The organism is Mycobacterium simulans (genome assembly GCF_900232995.1).
GTDB classification, from domain to species: Bacteria; Actinomycetota; Actinomycetes; order Mycobacteriales; family Mycobacteriaceae; genus Mycobacterium; species Mycobacterium simulans.
Map to the genome: position 1 here is coordinate 2,884,921 of NZ_OCVX01000003.1, position 18,516 is coordinate 2,903,436.

At 64.9% G+C, this 18,516-nt stretch carries 15 protein-coding genes and 1 pseudogene; 2 read left to right on the forward strand and 14 right to left on the reverse strand.

Annotated features, from left to right (window positions below; genetic code table 11):
• The 12 genes from MSIMFI_RS13905 to MSIMFI_RS13960 form a co-directional block, all read right to left on the reverse strand.
• Window positions 1-974 (reverse strand): serine/threonine-protein kinase (locus MSIMFI_RS13905; RefSeq protein WP_191497634.1); only part of this gene is annotated, 974 nt, incomplete at its 3' end.
• Window positions 975-1,149: 175 nt separating this feature from the next.
• Window positions 1,150-3,492, reverse strand: coding sequence for an FHA domain-containing protein (locus tag MSIMFI_RS13910; RefSeq protein ID WP_191497635.1), 2,343 nt, complete (start codon window positions 3,490-3,492; stop codon window positions 1,150-1,152).
• A 16-nt stretch (window positions 3,493-3,508) separates the two neighbouring features.
• Window positions 3,509-5,209 (reverse strand): serine/threonine-protein kinase, encoded by a 1,701-nt coding sequence (locus MSIMFI_RS13915; RefSeq protein WP_191497636.1) that lies wholly within the window; start codon window positions 5,207-5,209, stop codon window positions 3,509-3,511.
• A gap of 117 nt (window positions 5,210-5,326) precedes the next feature.
• Entirely contained in the window at window positions 5,327-7,111 is a 1,785-nt protein-coding gene (locus MSIMFI_RS13920; RefSeq protein ID WP_191497637.1) for a serine/threonine-protein kinase, read from the reverse strand.
• Window positions 7,112-7,337: 226 nt separating this feature from the next.
• Window positions 7,338-8,498, reverse strand: coding sequence for an ATPase/transcriptional regulator EmbR (gene embR / locus MSIMFI_RS13925; RefSeq protein ID WP_191497638.1), 1,161 nt, complete (start codon window positions 8,496-8,498; stop codon window positions 7,338-7,340).
• A gap of 135 nt (window positions 8,499-8,633) precedes the next feature.
• Window positions 8,634-9,341, reverse strand: a complete 708-nt coding sequence (locus MSIMFI_RS13930; protein WP_191497639.1) for a cysteine peptidase family C39 domain-containing protein — start codon at window positions 9,339-9,341, stop codon at window positions 8,634-8,636.
• Between the two features lie 193 nt (window positions 9,342-9,534).
• Window positions 9,535-9,906 (reverse strand): DUF4189 domain-containing protein, encoded by a 372-nt coding sequence (locus MSIMFI_RS13935; protein WP_191497640.1) that lies wholly within the window; start codon window positions 9,904-9,906, stop codon window positions 9,535-9,537.
• Between the two features lie 39 nt (window positions 9,907-9,945).
• Complete coding sequence (locus MSIMFI_RS13940) at window positions 9,946-10,683, reverse strand: LppX_LprAFG lipoprotein (protein ID WP_186244162.1); 738 nt, start codon at window positions 10,681-10,683, stop codon at window positions 9,946-9,948.
• A 107-nt stretch (window positions 10,684-10,790) separates the two neighbouring features.
• Complete coding sequence (locus MSIMFI_RS13945; RefSeq protein ID WP_191497641.1) at window positions 10,791-11,123, reverse strand: DUF732 domain-containing protein; 333 nt, start codon at window positions 11,121-11,123, stop codon at window positions 10,791-10,793.
• A gap of 95 nt (window positions 11,124-11,218) precedes the next feature.
• Window positions 11,219-11,551, reverse strand: coding sequence for a DUF732 domain-containing protein (locus tag MSIMFI_RS13950; RefSeq protein WP_186244160.1), 333 nt, complete (start codon window positions 11,549-11,551; stop codon window positions 11,219-11,221).
• Between the two features lie 107 nt (window positions 11,552-11,658).
• Window positions 11,659-13,566 (reverse strand): ABC transporter ATP-binding protein, encoded by a 1,908-nt coding sequence (locus MSIMFI_RS13955; protein WP_191497642.1) that lies wholly within the window; start codon window positions 13,564-13,566, stop codon window positions 11,659-11,661.
• Window positions 13,563-15,311 (reverse strand): ABC transporter ATP-binding protein, encoded by a 1,749-nt coding sequence (locus MSIMFI_RS13960; protein WP_191497643.1) that lies wholly within the window; start codon window positions 15,309-15,311, stop codon window positions 13,563-13,565. The genes MSIMFI_RS13955 and MSIMFI_RS13960 overlap by 4 nt, the downstream gene beginning before the upstream one ends.
• 197 nt (window positions 15,312-15,508) lie before the next feature.
• On the opposite strand from MSIMFI_RS13960, the gene MSIMFI_RS13965 reads away from it, so the two are divergent.
• Together MSIMFI_RS13965 and MSIMFI_RS13970 are read left to right on the forward strand one after the other, a co-directional pair.
• Complete coding sequence (locus MSIMFI_RS13965) at window positions 15,509-16,021, forward strand: DUF3558 domain-containing protein (protein ID WP_390633116.1); 513 nt, start codon at window positions 15,509-15,511, stop codon at window positions 16,019-16,021.
• Window positions 16,018-16,560: a DUF3558 domain-containing protein gene (locus MSIMFI_RS13970; protein WP_191497644.1), complete on the forward strand. Its 543-nt coding sequence runs from the start codon at window positions 16,018-16,020 to the stop codon at window positions 16,558-16,560. The genes MSIMFI_RS13965 and MSIMFI_RS13970 overlap by 4 nt, the downstream gene beginning before the upstream one ends.
• On the opposite strand, the gene MSIMFI_RS13975 is transcribed toward MSIMFI_RS13970, so the two are convergent.
• Together MSIMFI_RS13975 and MSIMFI_RS13980 are read right to left on the reverse strand one after the other, a co-directional pair.
• A complete protein-coding gene (locus MSIMFI_RS13975) occupies window positions 16,557-17,066 on the reverse strand; it encodes a SixA phosphatase family protein (RefSeq protein ID WP_191497645.1) in 510 nt (169 codons plus the stop codon). The two genes, MSIMFI_RS13970 and MSIMFI_RS13975, sit on opposite strands and share 4 nt — an antisense overlap.
• A gap of 21 nt (window positions 17,067-17,087) precedes the next feature.
• Window positions 17,088-18,457, reverse strand: a pseudogene (locus tag MSIMFI_RS13980) (HNH endonuclease signature motif containing protein).
• Window positions 18,458-18,516 lie beyond the last annotated feature (59 nt).

Sequence of the window (18,516 nt, forward strand, 5' to 3'; positions counted from 1 at the left end):
ACCGGTGTGGGGGGCGGACTTGGCGGAGGCGCCATGGCGGTGGCCGGCATGGTCGGTGGTTGCGCCACACCCGTAGGGGGACCCGGCAGGGTCGATTCCTGGCTGCGGCGCAGGATGTCGGCGGCGTGGTCTTGGTCGGGGTCGCTGAGCGCTTCGTGAGCGGCCAGGGCCAGATCGCCCGCGCTGGCGTAGCGGTCCTCGGGCTTCTTGGCCATGCCGCGAGCCACCACCGCGTCGAAGGCCCTGGGGACGCCCGAGCGCGCGACGCTCGGTTGGGGGATCGGGTCCATCAGGTGGGCGGTGACCAGCGTGCCGGCGCTGTCGGCGCGATAAGGCGGGGCTCCCGTCAGGCACTCGTGCAGCACACAGGCCAGTGCGTAGATGTCGGCGCGGTAGGTGACCTCGTCGTTGGAAAACCGTTCGGGGGCCATGTATTTCCAGGTGCCCACCGCGGTGCCCAACTGGGTGAGCTTTTCGTCGGTGGTGGCGCTGGCGATCCCGAAGTCGACTAGGTAGGCGAAGTCGTCGCGGGTGACCAGGATGTTTTGCGGCTTGACGTCGCGATGCATCACCCCGGCGGCATGCGCGGCGCCCAGCGCCGAGGCGATCTGGGTGATGATGACCACCGCGCGCGGTGGGGTCAGCGGGCCGAAGCGTTTGAGCAAGGAGTCCAGGTCGGTGCCCTCAACGAGGCGCATCTCCAAAAAGAGCTGCCCGTCGACTTCGCCGTAGTCGTGGATGGGCACCACGTGGGGTTCCTGCAAACGGCCGGCAATGCGAGCTTCGCGCTTCATCCGCTCGCGAAAGATTGGGTCCTTGCTGAACTCCTCGGTCATCACCTTGACCGCAACGGTCCACTCCTTAACGGTGTGCTCCGCCTCGTAGACCTCGCCCATCCCGCCGCGGCCCAGCAGCCGTTTGAGGTGGTAGGGCCCGAACATTGACCCCACCCGCGAGCCCTGCGCGTCGTTCATCGTCGATCCTCCAAATCAACCCGCATTGCCGCCGACACTATCAACAACCTCCGGGCATCCGACGGGCGTCAGCGCCCCCAAGCATTCGTCACGAATGTGGCAAGTGCGAGGGCAGAGGCTTTGCCCAGCAGCTAAACCAAGGAGACGAAGATGCTTAGCACCGCCGCCAAGCGCGTCAGCGGCGTGGCTTACGCTGCGGGTCGAGTCGCTTGAGGCGCAACGCGATTAGCATCACCAGAACGATCGCCTGCACGACACAGACCCCAGCGGCCATCAGCCAGCTACTGACGTCGTAGTCCCACAATGGATCTTGTTCCCCACCCGGTATGGTCCGGCGCAGGTCGTTGAGATCGACGGTCGAAGCGCCCATCGCAAAGGCCCACCGCGACGGAGACAACCACGCCAGCTGCTCCAGCGGGATCCGGTCTTTCACACCGAACATCCCGCCACAAAGCACTAGTTCGGCAAAGACCACCAGCACCAATAGCGGCATGCCTCGATCGGCGTTGCCGATCATCGCCGAAATCAGCAGGCCGATCATCATTGAGACCACCGTGACAGCGACCACCGCCACGGCCACTTCGACCCTGGGCCAAGGCAACAGCACCGACTGATCGGGCGGAGGCAGGAACGCGGCACCCAGGAATCCCAGAATCAGCCCCTGCACGGTCGTCAGCACTGTTAGGACCAACAACTTGGAGGCAAGATAGGCGCCGCCGGACAAGCCGATGCCATGCTCTCGGCGGTAGATTGCCTGCTCCTTCACGATTTCCCGGATGGATGCGGCGCAGCCCATCAGCCCACCGCCGATGATCAGCAACACCAGCAGCTGTGACGGTTGGGTCGATTTTTGTTCGATGGCCTTGGCTAATGACAACCCGGCTTCGCCCGGGACGGCGTACGCGAACAGGCTTAGCAGCAGCGGCAGTAACAGCAAAAACACCGAGTACTGGCGGTCGGCCGCGATGACCGCCAGATACCGCCGGCACAGGATGGCGAACTGGGCGAATGCGCTCTGCTGAGCGACGGGTTTGGCGGCGGGTCCGGGGGATCGCGGTGGCCGCAGCGCCGAACGGGGAGCGAGTGCCGCGCGCAGGGGTGAGGCATTGAACCGGGCGGTCCAGTCGGTGGATTTGTCATGTTCGAGGAGAGTGAAGAGGTCAGCGAAGTCGGTGCAGTTGAAGTAGCTCAATGCCTGCTGGGGTGGACCGAAGTAGGCCAGCCGTCCTCCGGGGGCCAGGATGAGCAGGCGGTCGCACATATTCAGGTGGGCAATGTTGTGAGTGACCACCACGACCGAGCGGCCGTCGTCGGCCAGCGACCGCAGGGTCTGCATTACCGATTTCTCGTAGCCCGGGTCGAGGCCCGAGGTGGGTTCGTCGAGAAACAGCAACGACGGTTTGGTCAACAGTTCCAGAGCGACGCTGGTGCGCTTGCGCTGACCCCCCGACAGGCTGTCGATACGCTGATCGGCTTGCGCGGAAAGTCCGAGTTCGGCCAGGACCTCCTCGATGCGCTGCTGGCGTTCGCTGGTGGAGCCGTCCTGCGGAACCCTCAGCCGGGCCGCGTAGTTCAGCGCCCGCCGCACCGTCAGCGGGGTGTGCAGGATGTCGTCTTGGGGCACGAATCCGATGCGGTGCCGCAATTCCGCGTAGTTGTCATAGAGGTCGCGCTCGTCGTATCGCACGGTGCCGCTGTCGGCCGGGCGGAATCCGGTCAGCGCGCCCAGCAGCGTTGACTTCCCCGCGCCACTTGGCCCCACCACCGCTAACAGGCTGCGTTGCGGCAGGGTGAAGCTGACATCGGCCAGCAACACGCGACCCTTGTTGGTGACCACTCGCAGATTGGACGCCTCGTAGGAGATATCGCCTGTGTCAACGTATTCCACGAGGCGGTCACCGGACATGTGCAGCAGTTGATGACCGATGCCGACAATGTCGTTGGGTCCGATGAGTGCTCTGTTGATCCGGTGCCCGTTGACGTAGGTCCCGTTGGCGCTGTTGTTATCGACCAACTCCCACTGGTTGCCGGACCGCCGCAACATGGCATGGCGGCGCGATACCAGCAAGTCGTTGAGGACGACATTGTTGTCGGTTCCCCTGCCGATCGTGACGACCAACTGGTCGATGGCGTGCACTGCCGTCGGTGGCCGGGCTACCGTCGTGTCGACCGGCCGTTCGACCGGGTTGACTTCTCGTGGTGGGGCTGGGTGTAGTTCCACTACCTCCCCGGAAGTCGCCGAACCCAGCTGCACCGTGATGCGCTGACGAATCGTGAGGCGCTCCACCCGTTGACCGGCTACGAACATCCCATTGCTGCTGCGGTTGGTCAGAACCCATCCGTCCGGAGTCGGCTCCAGCACGGCGTGGTTTCGCGACACCCGTGGATTGTCCAGACGGATATCGGCTTCGCTGGCGCGGCCTATGGTCCACACGCGGTTGGCTGTGGCATGCCAGGTGCGTCCGGCGGCCCGCAGCTCCAGCCGGGCTGGATTCGTGGTGGCGATCCTGTCCTGCATGCCTAGCCTCCGGTGCTCACGAGTGGGAAGCCCACCACTTGTATAGCTGATCGAGAGTCTGCGGTTTCCCAGCGACCAGCCCGAATACCAAGGTTTGCTCGTTGCTCCACATCAGCTGTGGCTCGCTGTCCTTGTAGTTGCCGCACGCGAGCTGGCCAAGGATGGTGTTGGGGTCTTGGGTGTGCCACCACGTGCCCGGTGATGCCTTACCGCCGGGGCAGCTCACGATCGTGACGGTTCCGATGAATCCGGTGAAGGCTTTTTTCAGCGCTGCTAGGTCGGGGTACAGGCCGAAGGCCGCGATGCGTGGCCCGTTGGCATCGGTGTTCTGCCCGCATTTCACCGACACCACTGCATCCGGCATTGGTTGGCTATCCGGTGTGCAGGTGCCGGGGGGATAACCCGAAGGCAGCAGGCTCATCAGTCGGGCTTGGGCGGCGGACGTTGGCGAGGTGGACGGGGGGCTCGTCGTGGTTGCTGGTGTGGTGGATGTGGTCGTCAGGGGCGTCGAGGTCGTCGTCTTTGGAGCGCCCAACCTGGTGTCATTCTTGGTGGCAGCCCAGATACCGATGGCACCAAGGATGAGGACCACGAATAGCACGGCCACACCGGTGACGATCGCCCAGGGGTTGCGTCTGCGTGGCGGCGCGGCCGGTGGCCCGTGGCGCCAAGGAGGTGCGCCAGCGAACCGTTGCGGTGGGGCGGGGGCAGGCGGGGCGGGGGCAGGCGGGGGCGGCGACGGGCGGTTGCCGGGACCCCAAGGCGGGTAACGGGGCGGACCAACCGGACGTGGGTGCTGGACGGTTCGCGGCTCGGATACCTCGGTAGGCAGTGTCGATTCCTGGCTACGGCGCAGGATGGTGGCGGCCCGGTCTTGATCGGGGGTACTGAGCGCCTCGTGCGCGGCCTGCGCCAGATCACCGGCGCTCGCGTAGCGTTCCTGGGCGGTTTTGGCCATGCCGCGGGCGATCACGTCATCAAACGCGCGGGGGATACCCGCGTTCGCGGCGCTGGGTCGGGGGATGGGATCCATCATGTGGGCACTGACGAGCATGCCCGCGCCTTCGGGCGAGTACGGCGCGGCCCCGGTCAGGCACTCATAGAGCACGCAGGCCAGCGAATAGATGTCGGCGCGAAAGGTCACCTCGTCGTTCGTAAACCGTTCGGGGGCCATGTATTTCCAGGTGCCGACCGCGGCGCCCAACTGGGTGAGTTTTTCATCGGTGGTGGCGCTGGCGATCCCGAAATCGACTAGGTAGGCGAAATCGTTGCGGGTGACCAGGATGTTGGGTGGTTTGACGTCGCGGTGCATGACCCCGGCGGCGTGCGCGGAGTCCAGGGCCGACGCGATCTGGCTGATGATGGCCACCGCGCGTGACGGGCTGAGCGGGCCGAAGCGTTTGAGCATTGTGTCCAGGTCGGTGCCCTCGATGAGGCGCATCTCCAAGAACATTTGCCCGTCGACTTCGCCATAGTCGTGGATGGGCACCACGTGGGGATCCTGCAAACGGCCGGTAATGCGGGCTTCGCGCTTCATCCGCTCGCGAAATACCGGGTCATTGCTGACGGCTTCCGACATCAGCTTGAGCGCGACCGTCCACCCTTTGACGGTGTGCTCGGCCTCGTAGACCTCGCCCATTCCGCCGCGGCCCAGCGGTCGTTTGAGTTGGTAGGGCCCAAACATTGATCCCACCCGCGAGCCTGGCGCCTCGCCCATCGCTGACCCTCCCGCAAATCGGCCGTCATCCAAAACTGTTGGGCCGCTTGACTATTCGCTCGCGTTACGCAAGCTCCAATCTCGTGCGGCGGCAGATCCGAAGTCAGCCAACAGCTGTCAGCCGTACTTCGCCCACCAGTTGTGCAGATCGTCGAGTGTGGGCGGGTCCCCAAAGACGTCACTGAGCATCAGTTTGGCCTCGTTGCTCCAGATCACGTTGGGGTGGTTCTTGTACGTGCCACAAGCGATCATGCCGGCGACCACGTCGGGCGTCTTGGCGTAGTGCCAGGTGTCCGGCGACGGTCCTTGTCCGGGACAGTTGGCCAGCTCGACCGCGCCGATGTCGTCGTTGAAGGCCTGTTTGAGCGCGTCGAGCGTGGGGAACAGCCCGTACACCGCGCGACTTGGGCCGCCGTCGTTGCCGTTTTGCCCGCAGTCGAGCATCGCTATCGCGCCAGTCCAAACGCTGTTCGGCTTTGGAGTGGTTGGCGTGCACTTTCCGCTGGCGTAGCCGGACGGCAGCATACTGAGCAACCTGCTTTGCGGGTCGGCTGGCGTGGTTGTCGTTGGGGGGCTCGTTGTGGGCGGCAGACTCGAGCTGGGGGTTGTCACCGACGACGACGGGTTGTCGGCGATCGGCTGGGTGCCGTCCGGCCGGGTAGCTATCCAGATGCCGATGGCCGCCAGGACAACGACGACCACAACGGCTGCTGCGCCGGCCACGATCGGCCAGGGGCTGCGGCTGCTCTTTGGCGGGGGCTGATTCCAGGGCGGTGGGCCGCCCGGCTGCTGGGGTGGGGGTGTGGTGCCCCAGCCGCCGCCCTGAAAGTACTGCGGCTGGGCGGGCTGGCTGGTGGACGGGATGGGGCCGCTCGACCACTGGGGCTGGTTGGAGCGCGGCAGCGGCCCCGAACTGAGCTGGTCGGCGTACGAAGGTGTCGGGGGCGGCGGCGCAACGGGTGGTGGGGTGCCAGCAGCGATCGTTGGCGGCTGTGGAGTCAGCGCCGTGCCGGGCAGCGTGGATTCCCGGCTGCGGCGCAGGATGTCCTCGGCGTGGTCTTGGTCGGGGTCGCTGAGCGCTTCTTTGGCGGCTCGCGCCAGGTCGCCCGCGCTGGCGTAGCGCTCCTCGGGCCTTTTAGCCATGCCTCGGGCGATCACCGCGTCGAAGGCCTTGGGGATCCCCGAGCGCGCGGCGCTGACCTGCGGAACGGGGTCCATCAGATGGGCGGTGACCAGGGTGGTCGCGCTGTCGGCGCGGTAGGGCGGGCTCCCGGTCAGGCATTCGTACAGCACGCACGCCAGTGCGTAGATGTCGGCGCGGTAGGTGACCTCGTCGTTGGAAAACCGTTCGGGGGCCATGTATTTCCAGGTGCCTACCGCGGTGCCCAACTGGGTGAGCTTTTCGTCGGTGGTGGCGCTGGCGATGCCGAAGTCGACTAGGTAGGCGAAGTCGTCGCGGGTGACGAGGATGTTGGGTGGTTTGACGTCGCGGTGCATTACCCCGGCGGCGTGGGCGGCGTCCAGGGCCGAGGCGATCTGGGTGGTGATGGCCACCGCGCGCGGCGGGGTCAGCGGACCGTAGCGCTTGAGCACGCTGTCCAGGTCGGTGCCTTCGACGAGGCGCATCTCCAGGTACATCTGGCCGTCGATCTCGCCGTAGTCGTGGATGGGCACCACGTGGGGTTCCTGCAAACGCCCGGCGATGCGGGCTTCGCGCTTCATCCGCTCGCGAAACACCGGGTCCTTGCTGAACTCCGCGGTCATCACCTTGACCGCGACCGTCCACTCCTTGACGGTGTGGTCGGCCTCGTACACCTCGCCCATGCCGCCGCGGCCCAGCAGCCGTTTGAGGTGGTAAGGGCCGAACATTGACCCCACCCGCGAGTCTGGCCCCTCGCCCATCACCAATCCTCCTCAAGCAACCCGAATCCCGCCGACACTATCAACCGCCTCCGGGTATCGCACCGGGTTCGACCACAGGGCCCCAGCAACCATGACGTAATCATGACCTTAAGATCGCGGCAACACCACCGCTCGAACCCGCCGTATCCCATCGGGTACGCGTGGTACCGAGGTCTTCTCACCGGCGGCGTGCGGCGAAAAGTATTGCGCCGCTGTCATATCGGACTCAGGCCGGCGTGTTGGCGGAGATCTGGAACGTGAATTCGTGGTCGCAGATGCGGATGTGGTCGCCATCATTGAGTGTGGCGGCTGCGCGGATTCGCTGATGCTGCACGTGCACGCCGTTCGACGACCGGAGGTCGTTGATGATGTAGTTCGTGCCGGTATCGACGATGACCGCGTGGTGCCGGCTGACATTGGCGCTGTCGAGGACTATGTCGTTGTCGCTGAGACGCCCGATCCGGGTCGCCGCGGATTGCAGCGGGTAGCTGCGTCCGGTGGCGACGTCGTGCAGAAAGGCGACGGCCCGCTGGCCGGAGACCATGGTGCGCTGGTCGAGCACCGTGACGGTGCCGGCGGCGGTTGTCTTGGCGGATTTCTTGGCGTCCAGCGGTTCCTGGCGCAGGATCCGCTCATTGAGGGCGCGCAAGGTCGGGCCCGGGTCGATGCCGAGGTCGTCGGCGAGCGTGGTCTTCACCCGCCGATAGGCACCCAAGGCGTCGGATTGACGGTCGGTCAGGTAATAGGCGGTGATCAGCTGTGCCCACAGCGGCTCGCGGTAGGGGTGTTCCACGGTAAGCGCCTCGAGTTCGGCGATCACGGCGGAGGCGCGTCCGCAAGCGATTTCGGCTTCCGCCTTCGCCGTATGAGCCAGAATCTTGTCCTCGACGAGCGCCGTGGCAAAGGAATCGACGAACTGAAAGTCGCGCAGGTCATCGAGCACCGGTCCACGCCATTCCTTCAGTGCCGCCGAAAGATGTCGGCTGGCCTCCTCGAAACGCCCGGCAGCGGCGGCGTGGACACCGGCGGTCTTTTCGGCGATGAATCGCCCGAGATCGCAAGTGTTGTCGGGGATGCTGAGCCGGTAACCGGGCGGCGCCGCGGCCAATACCACTCGAGGGTCGATGCCGGCACCGCCGAGGAGCTTGCGCAGATTGGACACATACGAGTGAATACTTGCCCTGGCCCCCGACGGCGGCCAGTCATCCCAAAGCGCGGTGATGAGCGCGTCGACCCCGACTGGTCGGTTGCGGTTGATTACCAGCATGGCCAGCACCGCCCGTTGTTTAGGGGTGCCCAATGGCACTAGGGCGCCGTCAATGCTCATCTCCAACGGTCCGAGCAGACCGAATTCGAGACGTCTGTCCATCATCGCGCTACCAGCCATTCCGTGTTTCCGGCAAGGTTTCTTCCCTGTCATTCCCTGTCATTGTGGTACGAAGTTCAGCGATCCGGTAACAGGCACACGCAGCCATCAATGCCGTCGCCGAATTGTCTTGGCGCTCATGGCATGGCCGTGTGTTCACTTGCTGGTTTCCTCGGTGACGGTCATGAAGTCGTGGCTGGCGGCCCAGGCTTTGACGAAGACCGCCATCGGGATCTGCTCGTCACGCCCGTCGCTGTTGCCGCTGTCGTTGAGGTGCACGATGCCGTTGACGGTGTCGACACCGGTCACGACCACTGCGTGGTCAGCGCGCGGCTGGCCGTCGCTGCCCGTGTTCTCGACCGGCTGGTTCCAGATCATTTCGGCGTTGAGCCCGACGATCACCTTGTGGCCGCTGCCTAGGTACTGCTCGAGTGCCTCCATGCCGGTGGCTACGCCGGTCTGTTCGGCGCTGTCGGCGTCGGTGTTCACGGCGTGGATTCCGTAGTGCGCCAGCAACGTCGGAAGGTCGCCCGGGTCGGTGCCCATTCCCGAGTTCGGGTCGTTCTTATCAGTCGGTTTGACATAAATCGACCCCGGGTGGCTGACGCTGGGAGTCGACTGGGCCACCTTGATGATGGACCGCTCGGAGGGCAGCTTGCCGGTCAGCTCACCAACCACGTCGGCGCTCGACATGATCGCGCAGTCGTCGTACTTCTGGTGCCGCCAGTACTTCGCGGCTGCCGTCGGGTCGCCGTACATGGTGCCCGCCGAAGCTTCGGCGGGGCTGGCCAGTCCGAGCGCGAGGGCGCCGGCGGCAGTGGCGAAGATGGCGGTCTTGATTGCGGTGGCAATGTTGATCGTCACGGGCTGTCCTTTTTCTCATTCCAGAGGGGTGTTGAGAAAAGGTTCGCCCGTTGGCCTTTTCGTTATCTCTACGAATTCTTGAAGTGATCTGCCGAGTCCAAGGCGCGCGAATTACCTTGGGATTCAAGGCCCGTGGACTCGTGGCGATCGCAAGCGCGGCGGAGCCGGGCGCGGCGGGTCGCCACCATCTCGACTAGTTGCAGGCCCAGGTGTCGATGTAGCCGCCGTCGAGTTTGGACAACGCGTCCTTCATCGCAGAGCTCAGGTCGGCGCCAACCCCGCCCTTGTAGTCATGATCTTTCGCCGCCACGGCGCCACACGCGGTGAAGCTGGTGAGCACCTTGCAGTCGGAGTAGCCGCAATGTTTGACCGCCGTCGCCTCGGCGGCCGCCCGGGTGGGGTAGGCATACGATCGGCCCCACGAGCCATTGGCGGAATAGGCAATTGCGCCATAGGACTCGGCGGCATGTGCCGTGGGAGCGAGCGCGACGGTCATCGCGGTGACGGCAGCCAACTGGCCGACAGTCGCCGTTAGCCGCCGCCGACGGCCCATCCTCGTCGTCATTGGTAAGTCCTTTCCCATGCTGTGACGCAACGCCAATCGCTAGACGGGTTTGGTTGCGGTGACCTGTTTGCCCCAGTCGGACATTGTCAGCGTCACCGAAGTGTTTGGGGTCGGGGCGATCTGGAGCTGGACGAGGTGGGAGGACCCATCCGAAGCCGTCCAGATCGTGGTCGGCACGGTCGAAATACTTTCGTCGGTGAGGCGTGACCCGGACAGCGTCGCGACGTCGTCGGCAGACGTGTCCCCGGTGATCTTGGTGGTAGCAACCCCGTTTACTTGCTGGCTGCCGACCACCGACGCGTTCTTGAGGTTCGCCAACAGGTTGGCCAAGCCCTTGTTGGGGTCGAGGAGCACCGACACTCTGTAGATCGAGGCGCCGTTGCCGAAGTCGGTGTACGTGCCGGGTTGTCCTAGGTCGGAGTAGAGATGTCCGTCGACAAAGACGAACTTTGCTTCCTGCGGGGTATTGCCGACGAGCACGGTCGCGATTCCGGTGGCGACGGTCTGTGGTGTGTTCGAGATATCGCCCTCAAGTTTGGTCACCCGCAGGTTGGGCACATCGCCTTGCACCGCAAGGGTCAGATGCATGCCGGTGACTTTGCGCATGACATCGGTGGCCTGCTTGAGCAGCGTTGCCGCCTCGCCGCTGGTTCCGGTGGCCGTGGTGCTCGACGATTTGGCGCCCGGGCCCCCATTGCCTGCGCAGCCGCCGATCGCGAGTACGACGGCGAGCGCAGTAGCCGCGGCGGCAACAACGGTACGAGGCTTCATCGACATCTCCTTATGTTGGCCGACAGCTGTCTACCCCGGACACCGAGCTTAATGAGGCCCCAGCAGCAAACGGGGACCCCGGTAAACGGAATCCCCGCCTGCTGGTGCTGCGACTAGGTGAGTTGGCTGGCGTATTGCGGGCAGTAGGCCTTGGTCGCGTCAACGACGAAGGCGGCGGCCTGCTTCGTGGTCAGGTTGGTCTGGCTGAGGACCTCCTGGGCGATTTGGCCTCCGGTCTTGCCGGTGGCCAACTCTCGGCAGACCTGGTGGCCTTGCGCAACAGCCGCTTGAGGTGAAGAGAACGTGATGCCAACGGCCTTCATCTGGGCGATAAAGGCGTCGTCGGTGGTACTTGCCGAGGCAGTTCCGGCGGTCGCGACGGCAAGCCCGACGGCTGCGGCGCCGACGGTCGTGGTGAGTGCTGCGGTGATCCGAGATGAGAACATGTGGTGATCGTCAGATCTGCCCCTTGGCGGATTCTCAACAACTTCTTGGAGCGCGGGGATCCCGGCGGCCGGGATCCCCGCGTGTCCAGTGTTGGCTAGGCGAGCTGGCTTGCGTACTGGGGGCAGTAGTCCTTGGTTGCGTAGACGACGAAGTACGCGGCTTGCTTGGAGGTCAGGTTGGTCTGGCTGACGATTTCGCTGGCGATCTGGCTTCCGGTGTTGCCGGCGGCCAGCTCCTTGCAGACCTGGTGGCCTTCCTGAACGGCCGCCTGGGGTGAGGAGAAGGTGACGCCCACCGACTCCATCTGGGAGATGAAAGCCTCGTCGGCGGTGCTAGCCGACGCGGCACCGGCGGTTGCGACGGCAAGCCCGACGGCGGCAGCGCCGATGGCGGTGGTCAGAGCTGCGGTGATGCGCGGTGAGAACATTGCTGAGGTCCTTTGCTGAGGTGGTATTCCTGGCTGGGCGAGCTCAGCATCGGGGCGGCCGCTTGGCGGATTCTTTATAACTTCTTGATAACGCTGCCGTACGAGTGCTAGGCCTGGGTCATCGCGTAGTACGCACCGCGGCGGGCAACCAACTCGGCGTGGCTACCCTGCTCGATGATCTGACCATCCACTACCACCAGGATCCGGTCGGCGTCGCGAATCGTCGAAAGGCGGTGGGCGATAACGAAACTCGTCCGGTCCCGGCGAAGTTCGCACATTGCTCGCTGAATGAGCAACTCGGTGCGGGTATCGACCGAGCTGGTGGCCTCGTCCAGCACCAACAGCTGCGGACGCGCAAGAAAAGCGCGGGCGATCGTGATGAGTTGCTTCTCGCCGGCGCTGACGTTGCCGCCGTCGCCGCTGATCCGTGTTTGGTAGCCGGCGGGCAGCGTATGGACAAACCGGTCGACGTAGGCTGCCTTGGCGGCTTCTGCTATCTCGTCCGCACTGGCGTCGGGGCGTCCGTAGGCGATGTTCTCCGCGATGGTCCCGTCGAACAGCCAGGTGTCTTGCAGGACCATGCCGATTCGTGATCGCAGCGAATGCCGGCTCATCGAGGCGATATCGATCCCGTCGATCAGGATTTGGCCGGAATCGACCTCGTAGAACCGCATCAGCAGGTTCACCATCGTGGTCTTGCCCGCTCCAGTCGGTCCGACGATCGCCACCGTGCTGCCGGGCTCGGCCACCAGGGATAGGTCGCGGATCACCGGGATACCCGGGCGGTAGGCAAAGTTCACGTGCGCAAACTCAACGCGTCCGGTGAGGCGCGGGCCCTGGCCGATGGGATGCAGGTGCTGGTCCGGGGATTCCTCCGGCTCGTCGAGCAGGTCGAATACCCGCTCAGCGCTGGCGACACCGGACTGCAGGCTGTTGTACATGCCGGCCACTTGGCCGATTGGCTGGTTGAACTGGCGGACGTACTGGATAAATGCCTGGATGCTGCCGAGCGTGATTTGGCCGGTGGCCACCTGTAGGCCGCCGACCACCGCGACCGCGACGTAGCCGAGGTTGCCGATGAACGTGGTAGCCGGTCCCACCAGACCGGAGAAGAGCTGAGCGCCGAAGCTGGCCTGGTAGACGTCGTCGTTGAGCCTGTGAAACTGCTCTCGCGCGGCGGCCTGGTGGCCGAAGGTCTTGACCACCGTGAACCCGCTGTAGGTCTCCTCGATGTGCGCGTTGAGGCGACCGGTGCTGGTCCAGTGGGCCACGAACAGCCGCCGCGAGCGTTTCGTGATGGCGCGTGTAGTCAGCAGAGACACCGGCACCGTCAGCACCGTGATGAAAGCCAGCAGTGGTGAGATCGACAGCATCATCGCCAACACGGCCATCACGGTCAGGATGGCCGTCACTAGCTGGCTGATCGTCATCGACAGTGACGACTGCACGTTGTCGATGTCGTTGGTGACCCGGCTCAACAGCTCACCACGCTGTCGGGTGTCGAAGAAGGACAGTGGCAGCCGGTGCACTTTCTCCTCGACGTCGGAGCGCAGCGCGGTTATGGTCCGCTGCACTGCGAGGTTGAGCAGTCGGGCCTGTCCCCAAATCAACAGCGCCGCAACCAGATACAGCGTCAGCGCCAGACCCAGTGTGCGTGCCACCGCGTCGAAGTCGACGCCTTGGCCCGGCACCACGTTCATCCCGGACAACAGGTCGGCGAAGGCGTTGTCACCACGGGCCCGGGCCGCGGCGACCGCCTGTGCCTTGTTGATTCCGCGCGGTAGCTGTCGGCCGATCACGCCGTTGAACAACAGATCGGTGGCGTGGCCGAGGATCCGCGGAACGATGACCCCGATCGCGGTCCCGGTGATGCCCAGTGTGATCACCGCGAGGCTCAGCCGGCGTTGCGGCGCCAGCCGTTTGACCAGGCGGGTCGCCGATCCCCAGAAGTCCCGTGACCGCACGGTTGGGTCCGGGGCCGCGCCGCGGGGCCGAACTCCCGCCGGCGCGGTCACCGCGCGCCCTCGACTTCGGCGCTCACGGACTGCGAGGCGGCGAATTCCGCATAGGTCGCGCAGTCGGCCAGCAGAGCTTCGTGGGTGCCGGCACCGACGAGCTTTCCGTTGTCGACGACGATAATCTGGTCGGCCTGCGCTGCAGTCGAAATTCGTTGTGTGACAACGATGATGGTGGCTTCCCTTGCGGTGTCGCGCAGCGATGCGCGCACCCGGGAGTCGGTGTGCACGTCCAGGGCGGAGAACGCGTCGTCGAACAGATAGATGGCTGGTCGGCGGATGACTGCCCGGGCGATCGCCAGCCGCTGGCGCTGGCCGCCGGAGAAGTTGACGCCACCCTGCGCGACAGGCATCGCCAGCCCGTGCGGACGTACGAATTCTTCTGCGGCGGCGACCCGCAGCGCTGCCCACATCTGTTCGTCCGTAACCGCCTGCTCTGGGGCAGCGCCGTAGCGCAGGTTGTCCGCGACCGTGCCGGAGAAGAGGTGACCGCGTTGGGGCACCAGCCCGATCGCCGACCACAGTCGCTCGGTGTGGTAGTCGCGCACGTCAACACCGTCGACTAGAACGGCGCCGTCGGTGACGTCGTAGAGCCGGCAGATCAGCGACACCAGAGTCGACTTACCGGAACCGGTGCTGCCCACGATCGCGGTGGTGGTGCCGGGCAACGCGGTCAGCGAGATGTCTTGTAGCACTGGGCAGTCGGCGCCGGGATAGGTGAATGTCACACGGTGCAAGCGCACTACGCCCGTGATTCCGTTTGGCGGGAACTTCGGGTTCACCGGATTGGCGACAGCGGTGCGGGTGGCGAGCACTTCGGTGATGCGTTCGGCGCACACGGACGCTCGCGGCAGCACGACCAGCGTCATCGTTGCCATCAAAACCGCCATGAGGATCTGGGCGAAATACGACAGGAAGGCGCTCAACGAGCCGACCTGCATTTGGCCATTGTCGATGCGCAGGCCGCCGAACCAGATCACCGCGACGCTGGACATGTTGATGGTCAGGGTGGTCACCGGCAGCATCAGCGCTTGGTAATTGCCCGCGCCCAGTGCCGTGTTCGACAACGCGGCATTGGCTCGAGCGAACCTGTCACGCTCGAAACTTTCGCGGGTGAACGCGCGGACCACTCGCACACCGGACAACTGGTCGCGCATCACCCGGTTGATGCCGTCGATCAGGGCTTGCATGCGGCGAAACAGCGGCAGCATGCGCGTCATGATCAGATAGTTGGCTACCGCCAAGATGGGCACGCTGACCAGCAGCAGCCACGTCAGCGCGGCTTCTTGATGGATTGCCATGATGATGCCGCCAACGCACATGATCGGTGCGGTGACCAGCACGTTGGCCGTCACTTGAACCAGGAACACGATTTGGCGGACGTCGTTGGTGCTGCGGGTCAACAACGTCGGCGCGCCGAATCGGGCTGTTTCGGATTCCGAGAAGGTGATGATGTGTTCGAACATTGCCGCGCGCAGGTCCCGGCCGAAACCCGTCCCCGTTCGTGAGCCGAAGAAGATGGCGCCCAGGGCGCACAGCACCTGCAAGCCGGTGACCACCAGCATCACCATGCCCAGCCGAACAATCGTGGCGGTGTCACCCTTGGAAATGCCGTCGTCGATGATCGCGGCGTTGACCGTGGGCAGGTACAGCGAAGCCAGGGTGCTGATCAGCTGCAGGACCATCAGCACCGCGACCAGCCGGCGGTACGGCCGGATGTACTGGCGCAGCAGTGCCAGGAGCATTGGGTAACTGTCGCACAGTGGTTGGGCATCCGTGCCGCGTCCACCGGTAACCCCGAAATGCCTGATCAGGTGGCGTGTCGGTGGTTGACCCGCAGGGCTGCCCCTACACTGCATCGTGTGGAACAGCAGCAGCCTCAGAATCCGGGTGTGCGGTGCGGCGTAATTTGACAGCGCTGGCATTGGCAGTGTCGGCCTTGATGGCTTTGAGCCCGACGCTTGCCGGGTGCTCGAATTCGGGCGATAGCAAACCGGGCGCGACGGTACCGTCGACGCCGGGGGGTTCAGAGGGCAAACACGGTCCCTTCTTCCCGCAATGCGGGGGAGTCAGCGATCAAACGGTCGCGGAGCAGACCAGGATTGGCGGGCTGATCAACACCGCCAAGAATTCGGTGGGCTGCCAATGGCTCGCGGGCGGCGGTATCTCGGGCCCGCACTTCTCCTTCTCCTGGTACCGCGGCAGCCCGATCGGGCGGGAACGCAAGACCGAGGAGCTGTCGCGAGCTAGCGTCGAGGACATAAATATCAGCGGCCACAGCGGTTTCATCGCCATCGGTAACGAGCCCAGCCTGGGAGACTCGCTTTGTGAGGTTGGAATTCAATTCCAGGATGACTTCATTGAATGGTCGGTGAGCTTTAGTCAGAAGCCATTTCCGCCGCCTTGCGACATCGCCAAAGAACTGACCCGTCAGTCGATTGCGAATTCGAAATGAGCGGGTGGATGCGTGGTGTCGCGGCGGTCCTCGCCGTGCTGGTCGTGCTCACCGGTTGTACGCGATCGGTTGGCGGAACCGCCATTAAGGCGGGTGGGGGCGGCGTTCCGCGCAACGACAATTCCGAAAGGCAGTATCCGAACCTGCTCAAGGAATGCGAGGTCCTGACCACCGACATCCTTGCCAAGACCGTGGGTGCCGATCCGCTCGACATCCAGAGCACGTTCGTCGGCGCGATCTGCCGGTGGCAGGCGGCCAACCCGGCCGGCCTGATCGACATCACTCGATTCTGGTTCGAGCAAGGCAGCCTGAGCAACGAACGCAAAGTCGCTGAGGGCCTGAAGTACCAGATTGAGAACCGCTCGATTCAGGGCATTGACTCGATTGTGATGCGCACGGGCGATCCCAACGGCTCGTGCGGCGTCGCCAGCGACGCGGCGGGCGTGGTCGGCTGGTGGGTCAACCCGCAGGCGCCCGGTATCGATGCCTGTGGGCAGGCGATCAAACTGATGGAGCTGACGCTGGCCACCAACGCCTAATCCCGCGGGACGTGGAATCCGACGAGCGCCGCGCCGCCCGGTTCGAGATCTCTCCAGCGACCGGGGACGTGTAACACGGCGATCGCCGACGTCGGGAACTTGTCCGCAACGCGGTCGACGGCATCGGCATCGGTGCCGCGGGCGCCGGCCAGGATGATCGCGACGGACGACGTTGTCGGCTCGTGTCCGACCACGAGCAGTGTGGTGACGTCATCGCCTGCCCGGTTGATCTCCTCGATCACCGTGCCTGGGGCTGCGTCGTAGAGCCGCTCGGCGTAGTGCACCGGGGCATCGATGCCGGTGCGCGCCAGGGTCTCCCGTGCGCGGGTCGCTGTCGAACACAGCACTCCGTCGATAGTCGGCAGGTTGGCGCGCAACCATTCCCCGGCCAGCCCTGCTTCGCGAATACCTCGTGGCGCTAACGGCCGGTCGTGATCGGCAACCCCGTCCGGGTAGGCCGACTTCCCGTGCCGCATCAGCACTAGGTTTCGGTGCTGCTCATTCATCGCACTCACGTTAGTGGAGCGCTACGCGGCGTCATCATCGTCATCTCCGTCGCACAGCAGTTTTTCTGGGTGATGAAACGTGTTCACGCGGGGTTGCCCGTAATCGAGATGCGGCGGGGGAATCCACTCGGTGTCGCCCTTGGCATTCTTGCGGGTGATGAAGCCGCCTTCCTCGACGAGTCGGTTGTCGGGTCCGCACGCCAGGGTTAGGTCGTCGATGTCGGTGCGATGCGTGGTTGCCCAGCCGCTGACGTGGTGGACCTGGGTCCAGTAGCCGGGCACGTCGCACCCCGGCTTGGTGCAGCCACGATCCTTGGCCAACAACACAATTCGCTGAGCGGGTGAAGCCAGCCGTTTGGCGTGATACAACCCCAGGGCCTTGCCCTTGTGGAAAATCGCCAGATAGTGGCTGGCGGGGCTGGCCAGCCGGATTACATCGGACATGGGCAACAAGGTGCCCCCGGCGGTCAGCCCGCGCCCGGCGCCGGCTTCCAGCTCCTTGAGTGTGGTGGTCACGATGATCGTCGTCGGTAACCCGTTGTGCTGACCCAGGTTTCCCGAGGCGAGCAGGCTCCGCAGTCCGGCGAGCAGGCCGTCATGGTTCCGTTGGGCTTCTGACCGTGTGTCACGGCGCACCGCCTCCTGGGGCGGCTGCCCGTCGATCACCGGCGCCTCATCATCTGGGTTGCACATGCCCGGCGCGGCCAGCTTGGCCAGTGCGGCTTCCAGGGTGGCCCGCAGCTCCGGAGTGATCAAGCCGCTGATTCGCGACATGCCGTCGAACTCCTGGTTGCCCAGGACGATCCCACGCCGCCGAGCCCGGTCCTCGTCGGAGTAATTGCCGTCGGGGTTGAGACAGTCCATCAACACCTTGGCGTACTTGGCCAACTCGTCGGGCCGATACCCGGCCGCCTTGCCGGCCAGGTCGCTTCGGCCGCCTCCCGGGTGAATAGGTCCACCGCGTCGGGCAGCTGTTTGAAGAACCGGCGGATCTCTTTGACATGCCCGTCGCCGACCAGGCCGTCGCGTTGGGCTGCGGCGGTGGTGGCAAGCTGGGCCGGCAGCGGCTCGCCGGTCAACGCTCGACGCGGCCCCAAGTCCTCGGCTTCGGCGATGCGCCGGTGAGCGTCCTTCTTGGTGATCCGCAGCCGATTGGCCAGCGCCGACCCCAGCTTGCCACCCAGCTCGGTTTCGCTGGCCTGCTCGGCGAGCTGATTGATTAGTGCGTGCCCGGGTACTCGCAGCCGCCGAGCCGCTCGTTCTAGGCGATCCAACGCCCGCAACCGCTCCGGAGTCGTCAACGCGTCGAACGTCAACTCGCACAGCCGGTCCAGATCGGCATCGAGCGCGTCGAAGACCTCGACGATCTCCTCACGCGTGCCCGAACTCATGTCGAAACGCTACCTCGGACCTCCGACAAGAATGACCTGCCGACCGCTGCTGCGGCGCT